The organism is Bacillus sp. FSL R5-0654 (assembly GCF_038008745.1).
GTDB lineage: Bacteria > Bacillota > Bacilli > Bacillales > Bacillaceae > Bacillus > Bacillus safensis.
The window spans coordinates 1,422,083-1,446,237 of sequence record NZ_JBBOZV010000001.1 but is presented as its reverse complement, the minus strand read 5'-3'; the positions used below and the strand labels follow the sequence as shown (position 1 = coordinate 1,446,237).

The following is a 24,155-nucleotide window of genomic DNA, read 5'->3' as shown; positions in this document are numbered from 1 at the left end:
AGATGGGGGTTTTTTATTTCAGCCAATAAAGAATGATCATCACGACATATCCTATACAAAACGCGATACTTGCTCGATATAACAGCTTGCCATAGTAGCGCTTTTCAAATTTTCTTCTTTCTTCCTTTTCATCTATATATGGCATGAGATCAGGAGTTTGTATAAAGGTTATTGGCTCTTTCATTTCGTGATAAAGGTGTTGGCAGCTCTCGCAGGATTGTAAGTGCTCTGCAACAATTTTATTTGTTTCTGCACTTGTGTCCCCCTCTATATAAAGTGGTAACAATTCTTCAATCAAATAACAGCTCATTTATTGAACTCCTCACAATGTAGCTTTCGCTTCAGCTCTAATCTGGCTCGATGAAGGGTTGTTTTGACTTTAGATAAAGTCCAATTCAAAATTTCTGCTACTTCTTCATATGACAATTCTTGAATATCTCTTAAAATAAGGACCTCCCGGTAGGAATCCTTCAGCTGATAAATATGATGCCACAGCCTTTCGATGTCAGCTTGTTTTTCAATGTGATCTTCTGGTGTCGTGAACGACTGCTGCTCTAAGAAATCCATTTCCTCTACGTTCGTAAAAGTCCATTTTACTTTTCGGCGATAATCATTCACAAATGTGTGATACGCAATGGTATAAAGCCATGTTTTTATACTTGAATGTCCCTTAAAGGAGGACAACCCATGAAGTGCCTTCATAAATACGTCCTGCGCAAGGTCCTTGGCCGTTTCCATATTTCCCGTCCGGCGATATAAATATTTGGTGATTTCCTGAAAATATTCTTCATAGATTTTTTCAATTTGCTCTGCTGGTCTGGACATCAAAAATAAAACCACACAGTCATCCAAATCGATAAAACGATAAAAAAGAAATATAACGAGTAAATAAACCCTTTCATGCGTTTTAAATCGTCATAGTCATTCTGACTTTCCATCGGCGCTGAAGACTGCTTTTTACCCGTGTCCACATGCTGAAATTGCTGCTCGTGTGCCTTCATCCAGCTCGCTGCCTCGGCTCCCAGATCCCCTTCTTGATACAGTTCATATAAGTCTTGAAAGATGGCTTGTTTTTCTTTATCTGTCAAAACGATGCACCTCTTTTGTTCGTCCATTCACTTCATAGATTTTATGCTCATTTGATCCGAAGGTTTGGATGATGACAAGCCATGAAATGTCGATGTTCCCTTCTTTGTCGATCATCTTCACAGGTTTTATTTGTTTTTTATAAATCGTATATGGTTTATACCTTTTAAGTACTTGCTGATAGACGTCCTCCCGATCTTGATTAGATACTGCGTGCGGGATTGAAGAATCTGATTGTACTCTCAACTCAATTCCATCATCCCCTTTAAACAGATTGGCGACATGAGAGAAACGGTTAAACGTATATTGTTTGCTTTCACTAGTACCTGTTTCTTTCCTTACGTCTTTTGGCGTTTTCCCTATGATTTTTAACAAATCTTCATCGCTGACGTTCCCTTTTTTCTGTTGAAGAATCGTTTTTGACAGCTTAAAGCTGATAACTTCTTTTGTTGAGCCATTAAACAGAAACTCCGATTGATCTTTAGTTGTAACCCTCACTTCATGCTGCCAATTAAAATAAAATTCATCAATGCCTGTGATTTGATAAGCTGGCGGCTTTAAATTTAAATGTTTATAAATACTGTTGATCCTGTTTTTTATCTCCGTTTCTGTTAAACGGATGCCGTCTATATCCTTTAATTGAAAGATGGCGTTTACGTATCGCGCTTGTCGAAGCGTCCCTTTTTTCCAGGTGGCAGACGCTAAACTGTCCTCTTCATTCTGAGACATTTTTGGCAGAAGAAGAACGTCCGTTTCTCCGTCCTCTTTTTGTACAGTCAATTGAATGCGATTGAGATCTATTGACCGCCCGCTTCTTTCGAAAAATTCAATGGTTTTTTTCCTATATTCTTTATCGGTCATCTCCTTTCCCTCTACACGACCTCGATAAGAATATCCGCTTAATTCACCTGTAAACGGAGAAATATTCACTTCATACTGATCATCTGCAAACACGTAATGGTAAGGGATAGGCTGATGACTAGTATTTAAATACAGCGATTGATTCTCCGGTACAAATTTTGAAGCGAATGCTTTTGCACTTGCTGCTGATAAAGGGCGATATTCTTCTGAAAAAGTATCTACCAGTTCCGTTTTGGTAAATTGGAACATGGTATGAGGAATATTGACAACCGGGTTGAGTAACAGCAGAAAAAAGACAGTTATACAACCAACGCCCCACTTCCTTAATCTCAGCTTGTCCCGTAGTAAAGCAGATAACAAATCAATCGTCATAAAGCTTCCTGCTGCTGCCGCTAAAATGACTATCGATTTAAATGAAGATTGGAGCTCATGCTTCGAGATAGAAGGATAAAATATATAAAGCAAGGCTGCGAAAATTAAGCCATAGAAGAAAAGCAATTCCTTCCACTTTCGGTGCCAAAACAAGCGAAAGAAAAGGTGCAGCAGCAAAGCGGCAAAGCAAGCCATAACCAAAATGGTGATCATATCTCTCCATACTAGCCCCGTATCACCGCTAAGAAAGAACTTTTTGCTTTCAGCAAACACAATAAACACTGTTTGACATAAAGGCAGAAGTAATACAGATAAATCAAAAACAAAGAACATACCTTTATTTTTTAAATAAGGAAGAGTAATCACATAGTACAGTGATGCAAGCAAGACATACCCATAAATGAGAAATTGCATGAAATCTGTCAGCACTTCAAATGTTTCGATCGTATACTGTCTAGACAGAACTTGGTGGATCATTTCAACTGTCATCCCGCCAAGCAGAACAACTCTTAATACGATTCCAGCATAAAATACATAACTACTCCTCTTTTCTTTCCATATGGGGAGTGTTACGAACAGGACAAATAGTCCAAGTACACACCATTGAATGATGTGGATACTGTACTCATTTAAAATAAAATACCTTTCAAAATGGAGCGATAAATCACTAAACAAATCAAACATTGATACACAATCCTTTACTTGAAATTAAGGCCTCATTCGTATAGACATCCGCCTTACCAAAAAGTTTCAGGAAAAACAAAAAATCACTTCATTCTCATGAAGTGATGTCGTTTATTTTTTATTTCCGCTTCCTTTTATGTAATCATGCAAGATTTTTTCACAAATGGATCGATTTCCAGCCACTATACTGTTTTTGTCTAGGAACGTAAGACGTTCTCCGTGAATATTTGAGTAAACGGCCCCTACTTCATCAAGCAGTACGCAGCCCGCTGCATAATCCCACGGCGCAAGCCTTAAGGTGACATATGCGTCACTTCTGCCGCTTGCAATATAAGCAAGCTCAAGGGCAGCTGATCCAATCGTTCGTGTCCCTCTCACGTCACGCACAAGACGGGCAAATGGTTTGGCGTCAAAATAAGGGCTTTCAATCGCCCATGTCGGATTAATACCCACAATGGCTTTTTCAATCTCCACATCTTTTAATGGCGGGAGCAGGATATCGTTCATATAGGCTCCTTCTCCTTTAATGGCATGGTAGAGCTCGTCATGAATGACGTCATAAATAAGACCGATTTTCCCCACACCATTTTCAAATATCCCGATTGAAATGGCAAAGTTTCGTTTTTGATGGACAAAGTTCATTGTGCCATCGATCGGATCAATGATCCACACAATTCCATCGAGTGAGGTGACCTCTTCCCCTTGTCCCTCTTCTCCTAAAATGTGATGATCTGAAAATGTCGACTGTATTTTTTCAATAAAAAAACGTTCTGTTTCTTTATCGATATTCGTGACTAGATCATTTGGATTTGATTTTGTTTCAATTGATAGACCTTCCTGCATGGACGCTTTAATACGGCTTCCTGCTTCTTTTACCCAGAGCTTTGCAAGACGGTCAATTTCCACCCAGTTTGTCATCAGATTGTAAACCTCTTTTCTATGTAGGACCTATTTGTAATAGCATACTGATATTATGTACGTAAAAGCAAGAAAAAAGCAGCTTCATACAAAAACGAACCGATGAATTGGTTCGTTTTTACCTCACGCTGTTTTACCCTTGAAGCTGCTCCCATTCTTTTCTTAGGCGCTCAAGCTTTCGTTTGCTGCGTTCGATTTGGATGTCATCTTTTTGTTCGATGGCTTCATGAAGCGTAGAAAGCTCATAATCAACCTCTAATCTCCACACAGCGATGCGATTTTTCTTCTCCTGTCTATAGCCCTGCTTCACGATTTGCTTCATTGGTCAACGCCCCTTCCAGAGAATGATTCATTCCTTGTCAGTTTTCATTGATAAAAATTCAATCGATAAGAGAAATGGTTCTTGCTTATATCGTATGAAGCGATCGCATAACCGCAACGACATTCTGAAAATTGTGTCTTTACCTATTAATGATGTACCACAAATTGAAAGGTTTTAAACGCTGCACCACGCCCTTTTATCTGCCGGTGCATCTTTTTTTGAGCTTGACCCAAGCTATGATAAAATATGATCAGCGAAAAGATACAGGAGGCATAACATGAGTGAAATACGTTTTAGAGATGAAGATTTTGAAACATTCACAGTTGATGGTTTAGATGAACGAATGACTGTATTAAAAGAAAGAGTCCGTCCAAAGCTTGAGGCACTTGGCGAACATTTTGCACCACTTCTTTCTTCTATTACAGGAGACGAAATGTTTGTACACGTCGCAAAGCATGCTAGAAGATCTGTCAACCCGCCAAATGATACATGGGTTGCTTTTGCAAACAGTAAGCGTGGATATAAAAAACTTCCTCACTTTCAAATTGGACTTTGGAAAACACATGTCTTTGTCTGGTTTGCGCTCATTTATGAATCTCCAGTGAAAGGTGAGTACGGCCAGCTATTTGAAAAAGAGCTAGACACCATCCAGCAGAAAATACCGCAAGATTTTGTATGGTCTAAAGATCATATGAAACCAGATGTCATGCGTCACAGCGAACTAGATTCCGAACAGCTGAAAACGCTGTTTGAACGTGTTCAAACAGTGAAGAAAGCCGAGCTTCTGTGCGGCATTCAGCTGCCTAGAGAGGAAGTCGTTCAAATGAATAATGAAGAATTTCTATCGAAAATCGAAAATGCCTTCCGCACGCTGACGTATCTATACCGCTTCACACAGAAAGAATCTGTATAAAAAAACGAGCCCTTATAGGCTCGTTTTTTACATACGTATAATAGCAGTCTCTTCTGCCTCTCTTGCGGTTTTCACTGCACGATAAGGGGAATACCCGCTTCCCTTTTCAAACGCCGCACAATGCGTTTTTTCCTCTGCTTTTGATGGCACAACCTCTTTAAATCGTTTATAAGCATCTAATAACTCCTGCTTCGCAATTCCTTTTTCATAGGCTTTTTCAACAGCCTGAAAAAATGAAATGACTGCAATTTTTTCCTCTGTCGTCCAGTCGACATCCATTGGATATTGATATTCCATTTACTTGTCCCTCACTTTAACACTCATTTCTCATTTGAACTTTTATTATAGCATCTGTTTGATCAGAAACCGATTGATTTTATGCTTTACATTCCGATCAGTTCATAATATAATTCTTTTGTTTTATGCAATGAAATCTGCTGTAATTGGCACAATAATAGCAGGTATTTCGATGAAGGTGGGAAAGCAATTGTCACAACATGATACACCCTTATATACTGGACTAAAAAAACACGCAGCAACCAATCCAGTCCAATTTCACATTCCAGGCCATAAAAAAGGAGCCGGAATGGATCCTGAATTTAGAGCATTCATTGGCGACAATGCATTAAGCATTGACCTCATTAATATAGAACCTCTCGATGATTTACATTCACCTCGAGGGATGATAAAAGAAGCACAGGAGCTTGCTGCTGAAGCCTTCGGTGCTGATCATACGTTTTTCTCCATTCAAGGCACAAGCGGCGCTATCATGACAATGGTGATGACGGTATGCGGGCCTGGAGATAAAATTATCGTTCCGCGTAATGTCCATAAATCAATTATGTCCGCGATTGTATTTTCTGGCGCAGTTCCTGTTTTTATTCACCCAGAAATAGACAAAGAACTTGGCATCTCTCACGGTATTACACCTGATTCAGCCAAAAAGGCGCTCATTGAGCATCCAGATGCGAAAGGGTTGCTTGTCATTAATCCAACGTATTTTGGTATTTCAGCTGACTTAAAATCAATCGTAGACATTGCCCATTCATTTGATGTGCCTGTCCTTGTCGATGAAGCACACGGTGTGCATATACATTTTCACGATGAGCTTCCCCTCTCTGCGATGCAGGCAGGTGCCGACATGGCAGCAACAAGTGTCCATAAACTCGGCGGCTCTCTTACGCAGAGCTCTATTTTAAATATGAAGGAAGGGCTTGTTTCAAAAGACCGAGTGCAATCGATTTTGAGTATGCTGACGACAACGTCCACTTCTTATTTGCTCTTAGCGTCACTTGATGTCGCTCGAAAACGATTAGCCACTGAAGGAAAGGCACTAGCTGAAGAAGCCATTCGTTTGGCTGAATCAGCGAGAGACCGCTTGAATCAAATTGAAGGCATTACCTGCATTGGCAAGGAAGTACTCGGTTCAGCTTCCACTTACGATTATGACCCAACGAAATTAATTATCTCCATTAAAGACCTTGGGTTAAATGGACATGATGTCGAAAAATGGCTGAGAGAAAGCTATCGAATTGAAGTAGAGCTCTCTGACCTTTACAACATTTTATGTATCGTTACACCTGGCGATTCAGATGAGACAATTGATACGCTCGTGACGGCGATGCAGGAAATTGCCGCAGCCTCTACTCGTGAGAGCGGCAAACAAGCAGTAACGGAAGTGCTGCTGCCTGAGATCCCATCCCTTGCTATGACGCCGCGTGACGCCTTTTACGCTACAACGGAAGTCGTTCCATTTAAGGAAGCAGTCGGCCGCATTATCGCAGAGTTTGTGATGGTGTATCCGCCAGGTATTCCGATTTTTATACCAGGTGAAATTATCACAGAAGAAAATATATCGTATATCTTTAAAAATATTGAAATTGGTCTCCCTGTCCAAGGACCTGAAGATTCAACGCTTGAAATGATCCGTGTGATTAAGGAACAAAAACCAATTTTATAAAAAAGAAACATGCAGCCCAAATGGAGCTGCATGCTTTTTTATTTATTCAGAGGCTTCATCACAGCAATGACAGTGACCGCATGTTCCGTATAACGTTGTCACTTTTTCATTTTCAAATTGATCAATGGTTTCATTGCAATCTTGACAAATAATTGTACCCACGTACATTCCCCTTTTCTTCATTCATAGTTTGAAAGCGTTTGATCTATTTCTTATTTCTATAATATGATGTCACATTTAAGTTGTCAACGGTTAATTGTATGACACATTTAATCATTTTTTATAAATATGTGCTTTTTCTTATCATATTGAGGGAACGTTTCAATTGTATTTTGCTTCATATCAATTCTGTAACAATTGAGTAACAATCGAAAATTGTCAAAAGGGACATGATACACTAGAGTGACTAACAGGGAACAAGCTCCTAAAAATGTTGGGACAACCCCAAATGATTTTGAGGTGAATAGATTGAATTTTATGAGGACACTTCTCATTATATTCCCCATGCTCTTTGTACTTAGTTCATGCTCATTTGCGTATATCATACCGAATCAGACCGACCAAGTCCGTCATATTCAAAAACCGAGAATTCTCTTTTTTACTGATGCAGAAAACCTTGATAAAGAAAGCCCTTATTATGATGCAGTCCTCGATTTAAAAAATGAATACCCTAAGGAAATGTCAAAAATGATTGTAAAAGAAGATCGTAAAGGCTGGAAAAATGAAGTGGACGAATTACCGGCTATTTTACTTGTCAATGATGAAAAAGTGATCGTGAAGGTGGAAGGAAATGTCCGCAGTAAACAGGAGATCTTATCGCCTTTATGTCATGCTTTAGACCGCGTCAATACAAACTAATGTTATTTACCTTGCACTTATATATATCCATATGAAAAAACCCCTCACCTCATGAGGGGTTTCAAATTGTTGACAAAGGGCTAAAATGATCTTTATTTTAGCTCTTTGTCTTTTTTTCAGCGTGATAGAAAACCTTTGAAGTCTAGGAAGGACGAGCACTGGCGCGGAGCGAATTTGACATTCGTGAGCACCAGCGCGCAGGACTGACAAAGAATGCGAGGGTTTGTCTACACGCTGAAACCCCTCACCTCATGAGGGGTTTTTCATATGGTGTTCAGGGCGTCAAAAAAACCCTCTCCATCAAGGAGAGGGTTTCATAGGTTTCATTATTTTACGATGTGGATTGGGCTTCCGATTGCTACTTCAGCCGTTTCCATTGTAATTTCACCTAATGTTGGGTGAGCGTGAATTGTCATAGCGATATCTTCAGCAGTCACTCCAGCTTCGATTGCAAGGCTAAGCTCTGAAATCATATCAGAAGCGCCAACACCTGCGATTTGAGCACCGATCACTAGACCATCCTCTTTACGAGTGATCATTTTCATGAAGCCATCAGTTGCATCAAGAGAAAGTGCACGTCCGTTCGCTGCGAATGGGAATTTCGCTGCAACGATTTCGATTCCTTCTGCTTTTGCTTCTGCTTCAGTGTATCCAACAGTTGCAAGTTCTGGCTCAGAGAATACAACAGCAGGAATACCAAGGTAATCAATTTCAGCTGGCTCTCCAGCGATTGCTTCAGCTGCAATTTTACCTTCGTAAGAAGCTTTGTGAGCAAGTGGTGGTCCATCAACGATGTCACCAATTGCATAGATGTTAGATACGCTTGTACGGCATTGTTTGTCTGTTTTGACAACTCCGCGGTCAGTCAATTCAACACCAACTTGCTCAAGACCAAGCTCATCAGTGTTTGGACGACGACCAACAGTCACAAGTACGTAATCAGCATCAACTGTTTTTTCTTCGCCTTTTACTTCGAACGTAACAGTGACACCATCAGATTTTTCTTCAACGCCTTTTGCAAGAGCGTTTGTATGGATTTCAACGTTTCCTTTTTTCTTCAGGTTACGTTTAACCAATGAGCTCATTTGCTTTTCGAAACCTGGAAGGATTTCGTCTCCACCTTCAAGGATCACAACTTCTGTTCCAAAGTTTGCATAAGCAGTACCAAGCTCAGTACCGATGTATCCACCACCGATGACAACTAACTTTTTAGGTACTTCTTTAAGCGCTAAAGCACCAGTTGAGTTGATCACGCGGTCTGTGTATTTAAAAGTAGGCAATTCAATTGGACGAGATCCAGTTGCAAGAATTGCATTTTTGAACGTGTAAGTCTGTGCTGAATTATCATCCATTACACGTACAGAGTTGCTGTCTACGAAATAAGCTTCACCTTTGACGATGTCTACTTTATTTCCTTTAAGAAGACCTTGAACTCCACCTGTTAACTTATTAACAACAGAAGCTTTCCACTCTTGAACTTTTGTGAAATCAACTGTTACGTTTTCAGCTTTGATACCCATGTCTTCAGAATGCTTAGCATTTTCAAAACGATGGCCAGCATTGATTAATGCTTTTGAAGGGATACAGCCAACGTTTAGACATACACCGCCAAGTGTTCCTTTTTCAACGATTGTTACTTTTTGTCCAAGCTGTGCAGCACGAATAGCAGCTACATATCCACCAGGACCTGCACCGATGACAAGAGTATCTGTTTCGATTGGGAAATCTCCTACTACCATGACATTACGCCTCCATTAAAATTAATTGTGGATCATTCAATAAACGCTTGATGTGGTTAAGGGCATTTTGCGCAGTAGCTCCGTCAATCATACGGTGGTCAAAGCTTAGGGAAAGAGCTAAGACTGGAGCTGCAACGATTTCGCCATCACGAACAACCGCTTTTTCAGCGATACGGCCAATACCAAGGATCGCTACTTCTGGGTGGTTGATGACTGGAGTAAACCATTGTCCACCAGCAGAACCGATGTTTGTGATTGTGCAAGATGCACCTTTCATTTCAGCTGGAGCCAATTTACCATCACGTGCTTTTGTTGCAAGCTCATTGATTTCGTTAGAAACTTCGAAAATCGCTTTGCGATCTGCATTTTTTACAACTGGAACTAGCAAGCCTTTTTCAGTGTCAGCTGCAATTCCGATGTTGTAGTAATGCTTTTGAACAACTTCATCTGTTTTATCATCGATAGAAGTGTTAAGTACTGGGTACTTTTTCAAAGCAGAAGTTAGAGCTTTTACAACGTAAGGCAAGTAAGTTAACTTGATTCCTTGATCAGCTGCAACTTGTTTGAATTGTTTACGATGTGCAACAAGGTTTGTTACATCAACTTCATCCATTAATGTTACGTGAGGAGCTGTATGCTTAGAGTTCACCATTGCTTTTGCGATTGCTTTGCGGATTCCGCTCATTTTCTCGCGAGTTTCTGGGAATTCTCCTTCAAGAACTGGAGCTGCTGCCGCTTTTGGAGCTGCTTCTTCTTTCGCACTTTCAGCTGCTTGAGGTGCTGCCTCTTGAGCTGCAGAACCACCATTAACGAAGCTGTCGATATCTTCTTTTAACACACGGCCGTTTTTACCAGAACCTGCAACTTTGTAAATTTCAACGCCTTTTTCGCGAGCATATTTACGTACAGATGGCATAGCGATTACGCGTTTGTTTGGATCAGCGTCTACTTGCTCTTGTGCGCCTGCACCAGTTGCTGCTGCCGCTTCTTCTTGTGCTACTTCTTTCTTCTCTGGCTCGTTACCAGCTTCAGCAGTACCTTGTACTTGAGCTTCAGTTTTTGCTTCGCCTTCTTCTTCGCTGCCTTTAAATTGAAGATTTTCGTAACCAGGTGCATCAAACGTAATGATTGTTTGTCCTACAGTTGCAACTGTTCCCTCTTCAACTTTTAATTCTAATACTTTTCCTTTAACAGGTGAAGGAATTTCTACAACTGCTTTATCATTTTGTACCTCTGCTAAAACGTCATCTTCATTGATTTCGTCGTTTGGTTTAACAAACCACTTAACGATCTCACCTTCGTGGATACCTTCTCCGATGTCCGGAAGTTTAAATTCAAATGCCACTGTTTTTCGCCTCCTAGATTTTGTTGAACCCTTGTTGTGTATATTTACACGGTCATGTAATTGATAAAGGGGAAGAGAAATAAATTCTTTTCCCCTCTGTCATTTAATTAAAATTCAAGAACTTTCTTCGCTGTTTCAAGTACATCTTTATGGTTTGGAAGCCATACGCTCTCAGCTTGAGAGAAAGCAAATACAGTATCAGGTGCAGCTACACGAAGTACTGGTGCTTCCAAGCTAAGGATCGCTCTGTCATTGATTTCAGCTACTACGTTTGCAGCAATACCAGCTTGTTTTTGTGCTTCTTGAACAACGATCGCACGGCCTGTTTTTTCAACAGAAGCGATGATTGTTTCAATATCAAGCGGGCTTACTGTGCGAAGGTCGATCACTTCAGCAGAAACGCCTTCTTTTTCTAGCTCTTCAGCAGCTTTTAGTGATTCGTGAACCATTGCACCGTAAGTGATGATTGAAAGGTCAGAACCTTCACGTTTCACGTCAGCTTTACCGATTTCAATTGTGTACTCTTCTTCAGGAACTTCCTGACGGAAAGAACGATAAAGTTTCATATGCTCAAGGAACACTACAGGATCGTTGTCACGAATTGCAGAAATTAAAAGTCCTTTTGCATCGTAAGGTGTTGAAGGAATAACAACCTTGATACCAGGCTGTTGTGCGATAAGACCTTCTAAGCTGTCAGCGTGAAGCTCAGGTGTGTGAACTCCCCCGCCGAATGGAGAACGGATTGTCACTGGAGAATGCCAGCGTCCGCCAGAACGGTAACGCATACGAGCCATTTGTCCAGAAACAGAATCTAATACTTCGTAAACGAATCCGAAGAATTGAATTTCCATTACCGGGCGGAATTCTTGTAGTCCAAGGCCAATAGCAAGACCGCCAATACCAGATTCAGCAAGTGGAGTATCGAATACACGATCCTCACCAAACTCTTTTTGCAATCCTTCAGTCGCACGGAATACGCCGCCGTTTTTACCAACGTCTTCTCCGAAAACGAGAACGTTTTCGTCATTTTTCAGTTCTGTGCGTAACGCATCAGTGATCGCTTGAATCATTGTCATTTGCGCCATGGCTTACTTCGACTCCTTCTGTTTGTAAATTTCAAGCTGTTCAACTAAGTTGAATGGTTTTACATCGTACATGTTTTCAATCAAGTCAGTGACTTTTTGCTTAGGCTGTTCGTCAGCTTCTTTGATCGCTTGTTTGATTTGTTCTTTTGCATCTTCAATCACTTTATTCTCTTCTTCTTCAGACCATAGGCCTTTGTTTTCCAAGAATTTGCGGTAGCGTACCAATGGATCTTTTTGCTCCCACTCGTTTTCATCTTCTTTTGTACGATATCTTGTTGGATCGTCACCAGCCATTGTATGTGGGCCGTAACGGAATGTAAGAGTTTCGATTAATGTTGGACCTTCACCATTTACAGCGCGCTCACGAGCTTCAGCAGTTGCTGCATAAACAGCTAATGCATCCATACCGTCAACTTGTACGCCTACGATACCAGCTGCAGCTGCTTTTTGCGCAATTGTTTGTGCAGCAGACTGCTTTTCAACAGGTGTAGAGATCGCATATCTGTTGTTTTGGACAACAAAAATCGCTGGCGCTTTGTAAGCCCCTGCAAAGTTAATACCTTCGTAGAAATCACCTTGTGAAGCTCCACCGTCACCAGTGTAAGTGATTGCAACAGCTTTTTTACCGCGCTTTTTCAAACCAAGAGCTACACCAGCAGCTTGAATGATTTGAGCACCGATAATGATTTGCGGTGAAAGTGCATTCACATCTTCAGGCATTTGGTTACCAACAAAGTGTCCGCGAGAGAACAAGAATGCTTTTGTTAGCGGAAGACCATGCCAGATTAATTGTGGTACGTCACGATATCCTGGAAGAATGAAATCTTCTTTCTCAAGTGCAAAGTGAGTTGCAAGCTGAGAAGCCTCTTGTCCAGCTGTTGGCGCGTAGAAGCCAAGACGTCCTTGACGGTTCAATGAAATTGAACGTTGATCTAATACTCGTGTAAACACCATACGGCGCATTAATTCTTTTAATTGGTCATCTGAAAGATCCGGCATTGCCGCTTCGTTTACGACTTCGCCTTTTTCGTTTAAAATTTGAAACGTTTCAAACTGCTTTTTGATGGCATCAAATTGCTTTTTGCTATCAACAATTGCTTTTTTTGTTTTTGCAGCCATTCTAAAGTCACCTCTTCCTTTCTTTTAACAGTCCATTTGTCGTGAATCCATTTATACATACAGATATAGGATAACCCAAAATACTCATATGACTCCTGTATATAATAGCCACTAAGATCGTTGTCGAAACATTGGTTGACCACTCGTTTTTGAGTCCTTCTAACTGTATTAACGATAGTTCACAAAAAACTAATACAACTTCTGTTAACAAGGAATAGTTTACAACAAGAAAAATAGTCCGTCAATTGATTTAACAGCTTTATTTAAATAAATGTATTCGCTTTACTTTTTATGGTGAACTGTATCAATCTGTTTAACAAACAACCTAATCTGTACTAGTATAGAGTGTACTGCTGTACTACAATAGAAAATGTTTGTTTTTGTCGAAAAATAAAAAAAGAGCTGTTTTTCAGCTCTTTTTCGACTCTTGATCTGCTGCATTATACAAAGCCTTTTTATGATCATTCAATTGATCTGTATATCGATTGAACTTCTTACTTTCTTTTCTGACTTTGCTATATGAACGATTCACGGTCTTCAGCTTGGACTTCAGTTCGTCATATCCGAGATCCTTTTTCTTCAAAGATTGATACAAATGCTGGTCTTGTTTCAGCGCCTTTTGATACTCCTTGTAAAGCTGATCATATGACGCATATCGTTTCTCGATCGATTTGACCGTTTGATCTGCTTTCTCTTTTAACTCCGCATCTTGCAATCGTGCGGCAGATTCCTTTACCGTTTTCAATTCTTTTTTCGATTCATCCATACTGTCTTTTTCTGTTTTTAAATGTTCTTCTCGTTTCGCTGCCGATGCTAACGCCTGATCAGAAAGGCTTGCCACTGTTTTTGTATGGTCCTTCGTTGTTTGGATCATTTTTTTATACAGCTTCTGCTCTTTTTCTTCATAGCTTTGCAGTGTACCTTGCTCTTTTTCGAAGGATGCTTCTTTTTCACTCATTTTCGTCATTGCGTCCTGCATATCATTAAACGGACTTTGACCTCCGCACCCTGTCAGCAAAAGGGTACATATCCCCGCTAAAGCAGCACCTGCTTTCATGCTTCTTTTCATCTGTCTCATGACAAGGTCCCCCCTTTACATCTCCACATACCACTATAATTTTTATAGACGTTTGTGACAAGGAAAGAGGTCAGTCAAATGAGGCGGAGAAGATTTTTTTCAAGCAATAGGCGCATGACTATACAAATAGTGCATTCATACATAGTTTATATTACACGCTTCGCCTTCACTTATGAGAGGCCGAGTGTATTTCCAAAGGAGGTCAAAAGTATGTCTAATTATAGTCATGGAAGTATGTATGGTGGATACGGCGGTTACGGGTATGGATTCGGTGGTGGATATGGCGGCGGCTGTTGTTACCCAAGTTATGGCGGTGGATACGGATGCGGATACGGCGGCGGACGTACATTCGCTTTAATCGTTGTGCTTTTCATCCTATTAATTATCGTTGGCGCAGCATTCTTAGGCGGCGGTGGCTGCTGCTAAGGCTGTTTAAGCCTCTGACCGGTCTCATAGGACCGGTCTTCTTTATTTCATTGCATATGTTGTGTATCATTTTATATACTTTACATACAAAGGAAATAGGAGTGAAGTTTTGTGATTACCATGGATGATATCGTAAGGGACGGACATCCCGTCTTAAGACAAACAGCTGAAGCGGTCGAGCTCCCGCCGACAGAAGAGGAAAAACAGCAATTAGCTGACATGATCGAATTCGTCAAAAACAGTCAGGATGCTGACATTGCTGAAAAATACGGACTAAGACCCGGCGTTGGATTGGCAGCTCCGCAAATCAATATTAGTAAACGAATGATCGCTGTTCACTGTGAGGATGAAGACGGAGAAGAATACAGCTATGCTCTGTTCAACCCGCGTATTGTCAGTCATTCAGTCAAAAGAGCTTATTTAGCGACTGGTGAAGGCTGCTTATCAGTTGATGAAGCCATCCCTGGATTTGTTCCTCGATATCAAAAAATCAGGGTCAAGGCCACTACGCTTGAAGGAGAGGACATTGATATCCGTCTAAAAGGGTTCCCTGCCATTGTCTTTCAGCACGAAATTGACCATTTAAATGGCATTATGTTTTATGATCATATTCAAAAGGATCAGCCGTTCGCTGAGCCAGAAAACTCTGTTGCGATCGGCAGATCATAACATAAAAAAGAAGACCCGGCGATCTAAGGGTCTTCTTTTTTATTCTTCAATGAGGCCAAGATGGGTCAATGCATGGAATATGCCGTCCTCATCTACTGGCTTAGTCACAAAATCAGCCAATGCTTTCAGTTCACTCACAGCATTTCCCATCGCCACGCCTGTTCCAGCAAACGAAATCATTTCTCTATCGTTCAGTCCGTCTCCAAAGGCAATGGTATCCTTTTGATCGTAAGGAAGTCTTTCGATGACTCGTTTGATTCCTTCAGCTTTTGATCCGCCTTTTGGCAGAACGTCTGTTGACAGCTCATGCCATCTGACAAGGTCAATTTCTTCGCGGAATGCCTTATACACCACTTCCTCTTCTGCCTTACAAAATAACAGCATTTGAAAAATGTCGTTTTCTTTAAAGAAAGATACATCGTGCTCAGGATGCTCTGTTTTTAAAGTACCGATTCCTTCATGGATAAACGGATGATTCGGCACAGACGCCTTCATCGTTTCTCCTCCCATAAAAACAAGCGGATGATCATGACGATCCGCTGTTTCATAAATCCGCTCCATCAGCTCCTGCTTCAGCGGATTGCCGTAAATAACGTCTCCCTCATACATGACATACTGACCGTTATAAGCAATGAATGAGTCAAGCCCTAATTCTTCTAAAATGGGCCGAATCAGAAAAGGAGAACGCCCAGATGCAATAAAGAGATGATGACCTTTTTCTTTTAATAAATGAACCGCTCGCTTCGTTGACTCAGGTATATTTTTATCATGGTCATATAAAGTACCGTCGATATCAAAGAAGATGACTTTTTTATTCATATCTCGCCCTCCTGCTCTTCGTTATGTATACACACTCCCTTTCATCATACAGAAAGATTTCCGCTTTCGAAACCAATTCCTTTTGAAAACGCCTATTTCCCACATATAACCATGTAACATTCAATAGAAACATCATATAATACAAGTATATAGAGAGACCGGAACACGCTGGTTAAGCTTACTTCAACCCGAAAGGAGGCGGCATGTGATGCTTCGTCGTCTGCGTAAGAAAATTCGAAGACAATGGAAGGACATGCTTCGTAAAAAATCGATTGCTTAAAGGGATCTTCCGCACATTTGCCGAAGGTCCTTTTTTCTCAGAGACTTTTCTTATGCGCGTTTTTTTAATATAATAGAATAAGCGAGTGTAACATACGGTATTTAAGGAGAGATTTGGATGATATATAAGGTATTTTTTCAGGCAAGTACTACTGAGGTACCTGTAAGAGAACACACAGATTCACTATACGTTGAAGCGGTTTCTGAAAGAGACGTACGCGATAAGTTGAAAAAACATAACTACAACATTGAATTCATTCAGCCTGTAGACGGTGCTTTTTTAGACTATGAACGAGAAAGTGAAAATTTTAAAGTATTGGAGCTATGAGAGGAATGAAATTTGTTAAAAACGATCAGGCGGCAGTTTTTGCGCTCGGCGGTTTAGGCGAGATCGGTAAAAACACGTATGGCGTTCAATTTCAAGATGAAATCATTTTAATTGATGCAGGTATTAAGTTTCCTGAAGACGAGCTTCTTGGAATTGACTACGTCATCCCTGACTATACGTACTTAGTTAAAAACGAAGATAAAATCAAAGGTCTTTTCATCACTCACGGACATGAAGACCACATCGGCGGTATCCCTTACCTTCTCAAGCAAGTGAATATTCCAGTTTACGGCGGCAAACTCGCAATCGGCCTACTTCGTAATAAATTGGAAGAGCACGGTCTCTTGAGACAAACAAAACTTCATATTTTTGAAGAAGAAGATACCATTAAATTTAGAAAAACAGCTGTGTCTTTCTTTAGAACGACACACAGTATTCCAGATTCTTATGGAATTGTCGTCAAGACACCTCCTGGTAACATCGTACATACAGGTGATTTCAAGTTTGACTTTACTCCTGTTGGCGAGCCTGCCAATTTAACCAAAATGGCTGAGATCGGAAAAGAAGGCGTTCTTTGTCTTTTATCTGATAGTACAAACAGTGAAATCCCAGAATTTACGATGTCTGAAAGACGCGTAGGTGAAAGCATTGATGACATCTTTAGAAAAGTCGATGGACGCATCATCTTTGCCACGTTTGCTTCCAACATTCACAGACTTCAGCAAGTGATTGAGTCTGCTGTTGCCAACGGCAGAAAAGTCGCTGTATTTGGACGCAGTATGGAGTCTGCTATTGATATTGGACAAGATCTTGGCTATATTAAATGTCCAAAAAACACGTTTATTGAACATAATGAAATCAACCGCCTTCCGGCAAACAAAGTGACCATTCTTTGTACTGGAAGCCAGGGTGAACCGATGGCAGCTCTTTCTCGTATTGCGAACGGTACTCACCGCCAGATTTCTATTAACCCTGGAGACACTGTTGTCTTCTCATCTTCACCGATCCCAGGTAACAATATTAGTGTAAGCCGCACCATTAACCAGCTTTATCGTGCAGGTGCTGAGGTCATTCATGGCTCGCTTAATAATATTCATACATCTGGTCACGGCGGACAAGAAGAACAAAAACTCATGCTCCGTTTAATTAAACCAAAATTCTTTATGCCGATTCACGGTGAATACCGCATGCAAAAAACGCATATCAAGCTTGCGAATGATTGCGGCATCCCTGAGGAAAACTGCTTTATCATGGATAACGGTGAAGTTCTTGCACTTAAAGGTGACGAAGCAAGTGTCGCTGGCAAAATTCCATCAGGCAACGTGTATATCGACGGAAGCGGTATTGGCGATATCGGAAACATCGTTTTAAGAGACCGCCGCATTCTTTCTGAAGAAGGTCTTGTCATTGTAGTCGTGAGCATGGACATGAAAGAATTCAAAATCTCTGCTGGTCCTGATTTGATCTCAAGAGGTTTTGTCTACATGAGAGAATCTGGAGACCTGATCAACGATGCACAGGATTTAATTTCAAAGCACCTTGAAAAAGTAATGGAACGTAAGACAACTCAGTGGTCTGAAATCAAGAACGAAATTACTGACACCCTTGCACCTTTCCTTTATGAAAAAACAAGACGCCGTCCAATGATCCTACCGATTATTATGGAAGTGTAACCATAAAAAGAGACACAAGCCGCTTGGCTGTGTCTCTTTTTTTCACTATTCATTGAAAAAAGCGCATATATACAAGGTACACATGCGGTTTCTCATTTTTATTGAATTGGGAGATGCTTAAAGCTTCTGACATCAAACAAACCCTTTGTCGTCATTTTCACATCAGGAATGACTGGGAGTGCCAAGAAGGACAGCGTCAAAAATGGATTAAAATCTAAAGTAAAGCCTGTTTCTTTCAACGCTTCATGGAGTGCATGAAGGCTTTCATTTACAAGATGTGCCGGCTGATCTGAAAGTAAACCAGAGATCGGTAATGGCAGCGTATGAAGAGACTGGCCCTCTTTGACAACCGTCAAACCGCCCCCTGCTTCTTTTAATGCGTCAATGGCTTTCACGATATCAGCATCATTTGTGCCAACCGCAATTAAATTGTGAGAATCATGCGCAACCGTTGTTGCAATTGCGCCCTTTTCTAATCCAAAGCCGCTGACAACCCCTATCCCCATTTCAGATAAGCCTTGATGGCGTTCGACAAGCACCATTTTTAATACATCTCTTTCTGTATCACTAGTGAATTGTCCGTTCGTTTCTGAAGGAGAGATTTGTTCTAATTTTGTTTCTAGCTGATTCGGAATAATGCGAATGACATTCATTTTTTGATGAGCTGTGATAGGCAGAGCCAGATCCTGCTCTTGAACGTCTTTAGCATGAACAGATTGTAATAAGGCTGGACTCGGTGCAATTTTTTCCACACCTGGCTTGTACTCTCCATGCTGCGCCACCAATTCTCCTGCAATAAATACGCTGGTGATGTCTACTTGATGAAGATCAGAGACAAGCATAAAATCAGCATCAAAGCCTGGCGCAATGGCTCCCTTTGTTTTGAGGCCAAAACACTCCGCTGCGTTTAAACTTCCCATTTGATACGCTAAAAATGGGTCTAATCCTTCTTTTATAGACATACGTACTTGTTCATCAATACTTCCTTCAGCCATTAAATCATCTAAATGTTTATCATCGGTACAAAAGAAAAAACGTCTCGCATTCTTTTCATTCACAGCTGGTAAAACGTTTTTCACGTTTTTGGCAACAGAGCCTTCTCTCAGCATGACATACATGCCTCGTTTTACACGTTCAAGGGCTTCGCCGGCTGTTGTTACCTCGTGATCTGTTTGGACACTAGCTGTGCGGTAAACGTTTATTAATCGGTCCGTTAAGCCTGCTAGATGACCATCAATCAATTTATTCTCATTTTGAGCATCAAGCAGTTTTTGAAGCATATCTTCTTCCGCCTGCTCCACACTGACGTAATCCATCACCTCGGCAAGACCAAGAACCTCTTTCTCTTGATACAAAGGCTTTAAATCTTTCGCTTTTAAAACAGCACCTGATCGCTCAAAACTAACTGCCGGTACGCAGGATGGCAGCATGAAATAAATATTTAAGGCAGCTTTTCTCGCTTCTTCCAGCATAAAACGGATGCCTGTGATCCCTGACACATTGGCAATTTCATGCGGGTCTGTTACGACAGTTGTCACACCGCGCGGGACGACAGTTTTGGAGAATTCAGCAGGGGTAACCATGGAGGACTCGATATGAACGTGGCCATCAATAAAACCGGGTACAAGCATTTGACCTGCTGCATCCAGCTCCTGTTCTCCCTCGTACTCTCCAATCCCTACTATTTGTCCATTTTCAACAGCGACATCAGCGTCTAGCCATTCCTGGTTAAACACGTCCATAACCTTCGCATGTTTAATCACTAGGGCTGCTTTTTTTCTCTTTGCAGCTACCTCAATTTGATGTCTGAAAAGCTCCTTATCCAACGACACTGCCTCCTCCAAGTAAACAATATAATGTTTCTTATCGTAAACGAATCTGTTTGCCCAGTCAATGACATTTAGAGAAAATCATCCAGATAAAAAGACTGATTTTTATTTCTGAATAGTGATAATTGCATGAAAAATATGATGATTGACTTTAGCTGTTTATGCAGAACAAAACAGCCCTTTTAAATGTCTTCTTCCCTCTTCACTGTCCACCTCATGTGTACACAATCATATAAAAAAACACCCTGCCCAGGGTGTTTAATAATCGTTCTGCATTTCTCGTTTTTCAAAGCGTCCGATATCGGCAACTGCCCCAATGACAATCAGAATATCTTCTTTTTGAATCATTTCATCTGCGAGCGGTGAAACAATCACTTCTTTTCCACGCTTAATCGCCACAATATTAATGCCATATCTCGCTCTAATATCGAGATCTAAAAGAGAATGTCCTGCAAGCCTGCTGTTAGCAACGATTTCAATGAGGCTGTACTCATCTGACAGCTCAAGATAATCTAATACGTTATTGGAGATGATTTTATGTGCAATTCGTCTGCCCATGTCCCGCTCTGGATGAACGATGCGGTCAGCCCCAATTTTATTTAGTACCTTTTCGTGATAGTCGTTTTGCGCCTTTACTGTGACCATTTTGACGCCAAGCTCTTTCAGCATGATCGTCGTTAAAATACTGGCCTGAATGTTTTCACCAATCGCAACGATGACATGATCAAAATTGCGAATGCCGAGATTTTTTAAAACAGATTCGTCCGTCGAATCACCAATGACCGCATGTGACGCAATTTTCGCGTATTCGTTCACTCGATCTTCATTCATATCCATGGCCATGACTTCAAGTCCTTCTTCGCTCAGCGCCTTGCAAATACTTCCGCCAAAGCGTCCAAGACCAATGACTGCATATTCCTTTTTCATGTTCAGACTCCTTTTATCTCACTTACCATGCATTTTACTACGGTTTGATTAACGAATCCATATGCGAGCGAATTTTTTTGCGGAACGCTTCACTTAAGTAAAGATCTGCTCCTTTTTCAATTTCACTGCGGTAATGACCTGGCGGAGCCATTTCTTCGCTCTTTTGAAGAACTAAAAAGGTTAAACAGTCTGCATATATTTGATCACCTATTTTGACATCGACAAAAGCTGGACGATATGTGCCCTCATAGACGCCTTCTCGTTTGTACAAATATCGAATGGCATCAAAAGGAACCTCATATAAAACGCCCTCTGTTTCTCCGCCGTCTTCTACCATATCGGCTCTTGATCCATCAGGCCTTACCAACGTAAATCTAGTTGTAAAGCCGTTCAGTGCACCGCCGCCGATGATTTGTTTAAAATAATGATCAACTTCCGCCAGTTTAAATCTTGCATCATCCATACAGGAGCCATAGGCAAAATAATAGAAGGATGCCGGCTTCTGCTGCCACAGTCTATATTCCTTCCAGCAGCCGCTCTCGATCTCCTTCAGCGCTGATGCCTTCTGCTTTGGTAAAGTGTATGTAACAGCCGCCACCAGCCCTTGGTCTGTCATGACATCGACCACCTGCTTGTCATACCCTTCCTCAAGAAAATCTATCTTATTCAGCGTGCTTACGGTTACCTCGTACAATTCTCCATATACTGTGCTTTTCTCTTCTAGAACGCACGCAGGGTATCCTTGACCTGTATCATAGATTCTGCCGCTGATCCAAGCTGATTTAGCTAATGGCCTGCTTTCTTTCATATACGACTCGTGGTGCTCTTCATGCTGCAAAAGCGTCCCATATACAAATAAAGCTTTCACCTTCATGAAATCACGTCCTCTCGCCTTGCTGTTGTCTGCATTTTTGCCACACAGGTAAATAGATATGAAAAGCTGTACCTTTTCCCAGCTCACTGACCACATCCATCCTACCGTGATGATCTTTTAAAATCGCTGCACAGATGGTGAGGCCAAGCCCCGTCCCTTCTGTTTTCGTAGAGAAGAAAGGATCATATATTTTCTGAATATCCTCTTCAGACATCCCTTTTCCTTCATCTTGAATGGTAATTTTCCATTCGTTCATCACTTTTTCTGTTGATATGTATATGCTGCCGCCTTCGGGCATTGCCTCAATGGCATTTTTGATTAAATTAATGAACAGCTGCTTCATTTGATTAGCGTCTGCTAATATAGCGCCGGCATCCTGCTTTTTAAATGGCTGTTTGAGATCAATATTCGAAAGGACTGCATTGGTTTTCAGCAATGTAATGACCTGCTCTAACAGTCCATGAAGCTGAACTTCTTGAAAATGGACAGACTGCGGCTTTGCCAGCACAAGCAGCTCACTTAAAACAAAATCAATCCGTTTAATTTCGGAAAAGATAATGTCAAAATAATCGGTTCTTTCAGGATATTGTGTTTTCATCAGCTGCAAAAAGCCGTTTACTGAGGTCAGCGGATTTCTGACTTCATGGGCGATTCCAGCGGCTATTTGTCCTGCAACGGCTAACTTTTGCGCCTGCATTTGCACTTGTTGATTTGATCTTTCAAGTTCAAGCTTTGCCAGCTTTTGTTTTGTAATATCTGCAACTGTTCCAATACCTCCAGTAAACTGGTGCTGCTCATCAAAGTAGAGCTTATAATGAACGTCTCCCCATACTTTCTTCCCCTCTTTATGAAGAAGCTGCAGCTCGATCCGCCCTGAATCTTTATGCTCTTTGATGACAGATGACAAATGCTGAATAACTCTTTCTTCTTGATCAAAGTACTGATTGTACATCGTACCTAGACATTCATCTATGTCATAGCCGGTCATTTGTTTCCATGCTTGATTTAAGAAGATGATGTGCCCTTTTTCATCTGTTTCAAAGACAATTTCTTGCAAGTTATCTGTAATTCGATTCAGCCGCTCTGTCAGCTCGTGTGCTTCTTTTTCTCTCTTATTTAGATCTGACACAAGTAAATTCAAGCGGTCTACATATCTTGAGACAACCCAGATCCCTGCTAACACAACGACTGTAAAGGCTAGATCGAGCGGCCAATTAATTTGATAGCCGCCTAGATAATAAAACAAATCCCAGCTTATGATTAAGATAAATGCAAGAACAGATAACACGATCCGCACTTGATATGTTTTGTTCAAATGATTCCACCTGCCGCCCTGAGATTCTTTGTCAATTGTACCATTTTCCACTTATTTTTTGAGGGAGATGGGGCATTTTTAAGGAACTTTTTTAAAGAAAAAATAGCCTGTTCTCAGCACAAAGGAAGAGAGCAGGCTATTTTGATTACTTCTGAAGAGCTTCTTGCAGCTCTTTTAACAGCAGTTCTGCGCCTTCAGCGCTTAATGTAATTTGACCATTTCCATATTCATGGTTCTCTGATGTAATCTCACCAGTCATGAGACAAACGCCCTCTGGCTGATATTTTTTCAAGACGATTTTATCTCCATCTATAAAAAATTCCATACTGTCTTTAATAGCGATATCAAGTGCTCTTCTCAATTCGATTGGCATCACAATACGCCCTAGTTCGTCTACTTTTCTTACGACTCCGATAGATTTCAATTTCGTTCCCTCTTTCTTTCATTAGCTCAAGATCAATCTGTTTTTCACCAATTGATATATCGTAGACGTAAGAGATTCTTAAAAGGTTTCTCCTCTATAAAAATTTTTTTCATAAAAGAAAAAACAAAGGGAAAATTTATTGTGATTGTCAAAATGATACTTGAATTTTACAGATTCATTTCAAGGTGATCACAAACCCCCACAAATGACATCAACCCTCTGAACTTTTAAATGTAAAATTGTTTAAAACAG

Annotated in this window: 26 protein-coding genes; 7 read left to right on the top strand and 19 right to left on the bottom strand. The window is 40.8% G+C overall.

The features are described 5' to 3' along the window. Positions 1-13: 13 nt before the first annotated feature. From NSS76_RS07215 to NSS76_RS07190, 6 genes are all read right to left on the bottom strand, one after another. Positions 14-310, bottom strand: a complete 297-nt coding sequence (locus tag NSS76_RS07215) for an anti-sigma factor family protein (protein WP_044334015.1) — start codon at positions 308-310, stop codon at positions 14-16. Then, entirely contained in the window at positions 307-825 is a 519-nt protein-coding gene (locus NSS76_RS07210; protein WP_187470532.1) for a sigma-70 family RNA polymerase sigma factor, read from the bottom strand. Before NSS76_RS07210 ends, NSS76_RS07215 begins: the two co-directional genes overlap by 4 nt. Beyond that, positions 825-1,088 (bottom strand): hypothetical protein, encoded by a 264-nt coding sequence (locus NSS76_RS07205; RefSeq protein WP_216100330.1) that lies wholly within the window; start codon positions 1,086-1,088, stop codon positions 825-827. The genes NSS76_RS07210 and NSS76_RS07205 overlap by 1 nt, the downstream gene beginning before the upstream one ends. Continuing rightward, positions 1,078-3,003, bottom strand: coding sequence for a hypothetical protein (locus NSS76_RS07200; protein ID WP_216100329.1), 1,926 nt, complete (start codon positions 3,001-3,003; stop codon positions 1,078-1,080). The genes NSS76_RS07205 and NSS76_RS07200 overlap by 11 nt, the downstream gene beginning before the upstream one ends. 111 nt (positions 3,004-3,114) lie before the next feature. Further along, positions 3,115-3,921: an inositol monophosphatase family protein gene (locus NSS76_RS07195; RefSeq protein ID WP_024426895.1), complete on the bottom strand. Its 807-nt coding sequence runs from the start codon at positions 3,919-3,921 to the stop codon at positions 3,115-3,117. Positions 3,922-4,054: 133 nt separating this feature from the next. After that, on the bottom strand, positions 4,055-4,243 hold the full coding sequence (locus NSS76_RS07190) for a hypothetical protein (protein ID WP_024424761.1): 189 nt from the start codon (positions 4,241-4,243) through the stop codon (positions 4,055-4,057). 277 nt (positions 4,244-4,520) lie between these two features. Between NSS76_RS07190 and NSS76_RS07185 the strand changes: the two genes are divergently transcribed. After that, positions 4,521-5,156 carry a DUF1054 domain-containing protein gene (locus NSS76_RS07185; RefSeq protein ID WP_103132175.1) on the top strand — a complete coding sequence of 212 codons (636 nt, stop codon included), beginning with the start codon at positions 4,521-4,523 and terminating at the stop codon, positions 5,154-5,156. 27 nt (positions 5,157-5,183) lie between these two features. On the opposite strand, the gene NSS76_RS07180 is transcribed toward NSS76_RS07185, so the two are convergent. Then, on the bottom strand, positions 5,184-5,453 hold the full coding sequence (locus NSS76_RS07180; RefSeq protein ID WP_024424759.1) for a UPF0223 family protein: 270 nt from the start codon (positions 5,451-5,453) through the stop codon (positions 5,184-5,186). Positions 5,454-5,643: 190 nt separating this feature from the next. Between NSS76_RS07180 and NSS76_RS07175 the strand changes: the two genes are divergently transcribed. Then, on the top strand, positions 5,644-7,116 hold the full coding sequence (locus NSS76_RS07175; RefSeq protein WP_306655083.1) for an aminotransferase class I/II-fold pyridoxal phosphate-dependent enzyme: 1,473 nt from the start codon (positions 5,644-5,646) through the stop codon (positions 7,114-7,116). 42 nt (positions 7,117-7,158) lie between these two features. Here the strand turns inward: NSS76_RS07175 and NSS76_RS07170 are convergent, their stop codons facing one another. Beyond that, on the bottom strand, positions 7,159-7,278 hold the full coding sequence (locus NSS76_RS07170; RefSeq protein WP_003212464.1) for a GapA-binding peptide SR1P: 120 nt from the start codon (positions 7,276-7,278) through the stop codon (positions 7,159-7,161). Positions 7,279-7,593: 315 nt separating this feature from the next. On the opposite strand from NSS76_RS07170, the gene NSS76_RS07165 reads away from it, so the two are divergent. After that, positions 7,594-7,974 carry a hypothetical protein gene (locus NSS76_RS07165; protein ID WP_223250976.1) on the top strand — a complete coding sequence of 127 codons (381 nt, stop codon included), beginning with the start codon at positions 7,594-7,596 and terminating at the stop codon, positions 7,972-7,974. Positions 7,975-8,300: 326 nt separating this feature from the next. Here NSS76_RS07165 and lpdA read toward each other — a convergent pair whose 3' ends face one another. The 5 genes from lpdA to NSS76_RS07140 all read right to left on the bottom strand — a co-directional run bounded on the left by lpdA (position 8,301) and on the right by NSS76_RS07140 (position 14,340). Beyond that, positions 8,301-9,713, bottom strand: coding sequence for a dihydrolipoyl dehydrogenase (lpdA, locus tag NSS76_RS07160; protein ID WP_024426892.1), 1,413 nt, complete (start codon positions 9,711-9,713; stop codon positions 8,301-8,303). Positions 9,714-9,717: 4 nt separating this feature from the next. Then, positions 9,718-11,058, bottom strand: coding sequence for a dihydrolipoamide acetyltransferase family protein (locus NSS76_RS07155; RefSeq protein ID WP_024426891.1), 1,341 nt, complete (start codon positions 11,056-11,058; stop codon positions 9,718-9,720). Between the two features lie 107 nt (positions 11,059-11,165). Beyond that, positions 11,166-12,143 carry a pyruvate dehydrogenase complex E1 component subunit beta gene (gene pdhB, locus NSS76_RS07150; RefSeq protein ID WP_012009824.1) on the bottom strand — a complete coding sequence of 326 codons (978 nt, stop codon included), beginning with the start codon at positions 12,141-12,143 and terminating at the stop codon, positions 11,166-11,168. A gap of 3 nt (positions 12,144-12,146) precedes the next feature. Further along, positions 12,147-13,262 carry a pyruvate dehydrogenase (acetyl-transferring) E1 component subunit alpha gene (pdhA, locus tag NSS76_RS07145; protein ID WP_024424754.1) on the bottom strand — a complete coding sequence of 372 codons (1,116 nt, stop codon included), beginning with the start codon at positions 13,260-13,262 and terminating at the stop codon, positions 12,147-12,149. Positions 13,263-13,671: 409 nt separating this feature from the next. After that, a complete protein-coding gene (locus tag NSS76_RS07140; protein WP_056766352.1) occupies positions 13,672-14,340 on the bottom strand; it encodes a YkyA family protein in 669 nt (222 codons plus the stop codon). Positions 14,341-14,574: 234 nt separating this feature from the next. On the opposite strand from NSS76_RS07140, the gene NSS76_RS07135 reads away from it, so the two are divergent. Together NSS76_RS07135 and def are read left to right on the top strand one after the other, a co-directional pair. Continuing rightward, positions 14,575-14,766, top strand: a complete 192-nt coding sequence (locus tag NSS76_RS07135; protein WP_029706718.1) for a YjcZ family sporulation protein — start codon at positions 14,575-14,577, stop codon at positions 14,764-14,766. 111 nt (positions 14,767-14,877) lie between these two features. Beyond that, complete coding sequence (gene def, locus NSS76_RS07130) at positions 14,878-15,435, top strand: peptide deformylase (protein ID WP_024424751.1); 558 nt, start codon at positions 14,878-14,880, stop codon at positions 15,433-15,435. Positions 15,436-15,474: 39 nt separating this feature from the next. Here the strand turns inward: def and NSS76_RS07125 are convergent, their stop codons facing one another. Then, complete coding sequence (locus NSS76_RS07125; protein ID WP_044334000.1) at positions 15,475-16,254, bottom strand: Cof-type HAD-IIB family hydrolase; 780 nt, start codon at positions 16,252-16,254, stop codon at positions 15,475-15,477. 397 nt (positions 16,255-16,651) lie between these two features. Here NSS76_RS07125 and NSS76_RS07120 point away from each other — a divergent pair, with 397 nt between their 5' ends. Together NSS76_RS07120 and rnjA are read left to right on the top strand one after the other, a co-directional pair. Further along, positions 16,652-16,861 carry a DNA-dependent RNA polymerase subunit epsilon gene (locus tag NSS76_RS07120; protein WP_008345114.1) on the top strand — a complete coding sequence of 70 codons (210 nt, stop codon included), beginning with the start codon at positions 16,652-16,654 and terminating at the stop codon, positions 16,859-16,861. Between the two features lie 5 nt (positions 16,862-16,866). Further along, positions 16,867-18,534, top strand: coding sequence for a ribonuclease J1 (gene rnjA, locus NSS76_RS07115; RefSeq protein ID WP_012009818.1), 1,668 nt, complete (start codon positions 16,867-16,869; stop codon positions 18,532-18,534). A gap of 98 nt (positions 18,535-18,632) precedes the next feature. Here rnjA and ade read toward each other — a convergent pair whose 3' ends face one another. The 5 genes from ade to NSS76_RS07090 form a co-directional block, all read right to left on the bottom strand. Next, positions 18,633-20,360, bottom strand: coding sequence for an adenine deaminase (ade, locus tag NSS76_RS07110; protein WP_341081475.1), 1,728 nt, complete (start codon positions 20,358-20,360; stop codon positions 18,633-18,635). 261 nt (positions 20,361-20,621) lie between these two features. Beyond that, a complete protein-coding gene (locus tag NSS76_RS07105; RefSeq protein ID WP_008345123.1) occupies positions 20,622-21,290 on the bottom strand; it encodes a potassium channel family protein in 669 nt (222 codons plus the stop codon). 37 nt (positions 21,291-21,327) lie between these two features. Then, positions 21,328-22,164, bottom strand: a complete 837-nt coding sequence (locus NSS76_RS07100) for a gamma-glutamylcyclotransferase (protein WP_122631281.1) — start codon at positions 22,162-22,164, stop codon at positions 21,328-21,330. A gap of 4 nt (positions 22,165-22,168) precedes the next feature. Next, entirely contained in the window at positions 22,169-23,479 is a 1,311-nt protein-coding gene (locus NSS76_RS07095) for an ATP-binding protein (RefSeq protein ID WP_171464194.1), read from the bottom strand. Positions 23,480-23,624: 145 nt separating this feature from the next. Next, positions 23,625-23,903, bottom strand: a complete 279-nt coding sequence (locus NSS76_RS07090; RefSeq protein ID WP_024424746.1) for an AbrB/MazE/SpoVT family DNA-binding domain-containing protein — start codon at positions 23,901-23,903, stop codon at positions 23,625-23,627. Positions 23,904-24,155: the final 252 nt, after the last annotated feature.

What these genes read in the sequence shown, in the direction of transcription:
- NSS76_RS07215 (WP_044334015.1), bottom strand. Translation starts at nt 310, where the DNA reads ATGAGCTGTTATTTGATTGAAGAATTGTTACCACTTTATATAGAGGGG.
- NSS76_RS07210 (WP_187470532.1), bottom strand. Translation starts at nt 825, where the DNA reads ATGTCCAGACCAGCAGAGCAAATTGAAAAAATCTATGAAGAATATTTT.
- NSS76_RS07200 (WP_216100329.1), bottom strand. Translation starts at nt 3,003, where the DNA reads ATGTTTGATTTGTTTAGTGATTTATCGCTCCATTTTGAAAGGTATTTT.
- NSS76_RS07195 (WP_024426895.1), bottom strand. Translation starts at nt 3,921, where the DNA reads ATGACAAACTGGGTGGAAATTGACCGTCTTGCAAAGCTCTGGGTAAAA.
- NSS76_RS07190 (WP_024424761.1), bottom strand. Translation starts at nt 4,243, where the DNA reads ATGAAGCAAATCGTGAAGCAGGGCTATAGACAGGAGAAGAAAAATCGC.
- NSS76_RS07185 (WP_103132175.1), top strand. Translation starts at nt 4,521, where the DNA reads ATGAGTGAAATACGTTTTAGAGATGAAGATTTTGAAACATTCACAGTT.
- NSS76_RS07180 (WP_024424759.1), bottom strand. Translation starts at nt 5,453, where the DNA reads ATGGAATATCAATATCCAATGGATGTCGACTGGACGACAGAGGAAAAA.
- NSS76_RS07165 (WP_223250976.1), top strand. Translation starts at nt 7,594, where the DNA reads ATGAGGACACTTCTCATTATATTCCCCATGCTCTTTGTACTTAGTTCA.
- lpdA (WP_024426892.1), bottom strand. Translation starts at nt 9,713, where the DNA reads ATGGTAGTAGGAGATTTCCCAATCGAAACAGATACTCTTGTCATCGGT.
- pdhB (WP_012009824.1), bottom strand. Translation starts at nt 12,143, where the DNA reads ATGGCGCAAATGACAATGATTCAAGCGATCACTGATGCGTTACGCACA.
- pdhA (WP_024424754.1), bottom strand. Translation starts at nt 13,262, where the DNA reads ATGGCTGCAAAAACAAAAAAAGCAATTGTTGATAGCAAAAAGCAATTT.
- NSS76_RS07140 (WP_056766352.1), bottom strand. Translation starts at nt 14,340, where the DNA reads ATGAGACAGATGAAAAGAAGCATGAAAGCAGGTGCTGCTTTAGCGGGG.
- NSS76_RS07135 (WP_029706718.1), top strand. Translation starts at nt 14,575, where the DNA reads ATGTATGGTGGATACGGCGGTTACGGGTATGGATTCGGTGGTGGATAT.
- NSS76_RS07125 (WP_044334000.1), bottom strand. Translation starts at nt 16,254, where the DNA reads ATGAATAAAAAAGTCATCTTCTTTGATATCGACGGTACTTTATATGAC.
- NSS76_RS07120 (WP_008345114.1), top strand. Translation starts at nt 16,652, where the DNA reads ATGATATATAAGGTATTTTTTCAGGCAAGTACTACTGAGGTACCTGTA.
- rnjA (WP_012009818.1), top strand. Translation starts at nt 16,867, where the DNA reads ATGAAATTTGTTAAAAACGATCAGGCGGCAGTTTTTGCGCTCGGCGGT.
- NSS76_RS07105 (WP_008345123.1), bottom strand. Translation starts at nt 21,290, where the DNA reads ATGAAAAAGGAATATGCAGTCATTGGTCTTGGACGCTTTGGCGGAAGT.
- NSS76_RS07100 (WP_122631281.1), bottom strand. Translation starts at nt 22,164, where the DNA reads ATGAAGGTGAAAGCTTTATTTGTATATGGGACGCTTTTGCAGCATGAA.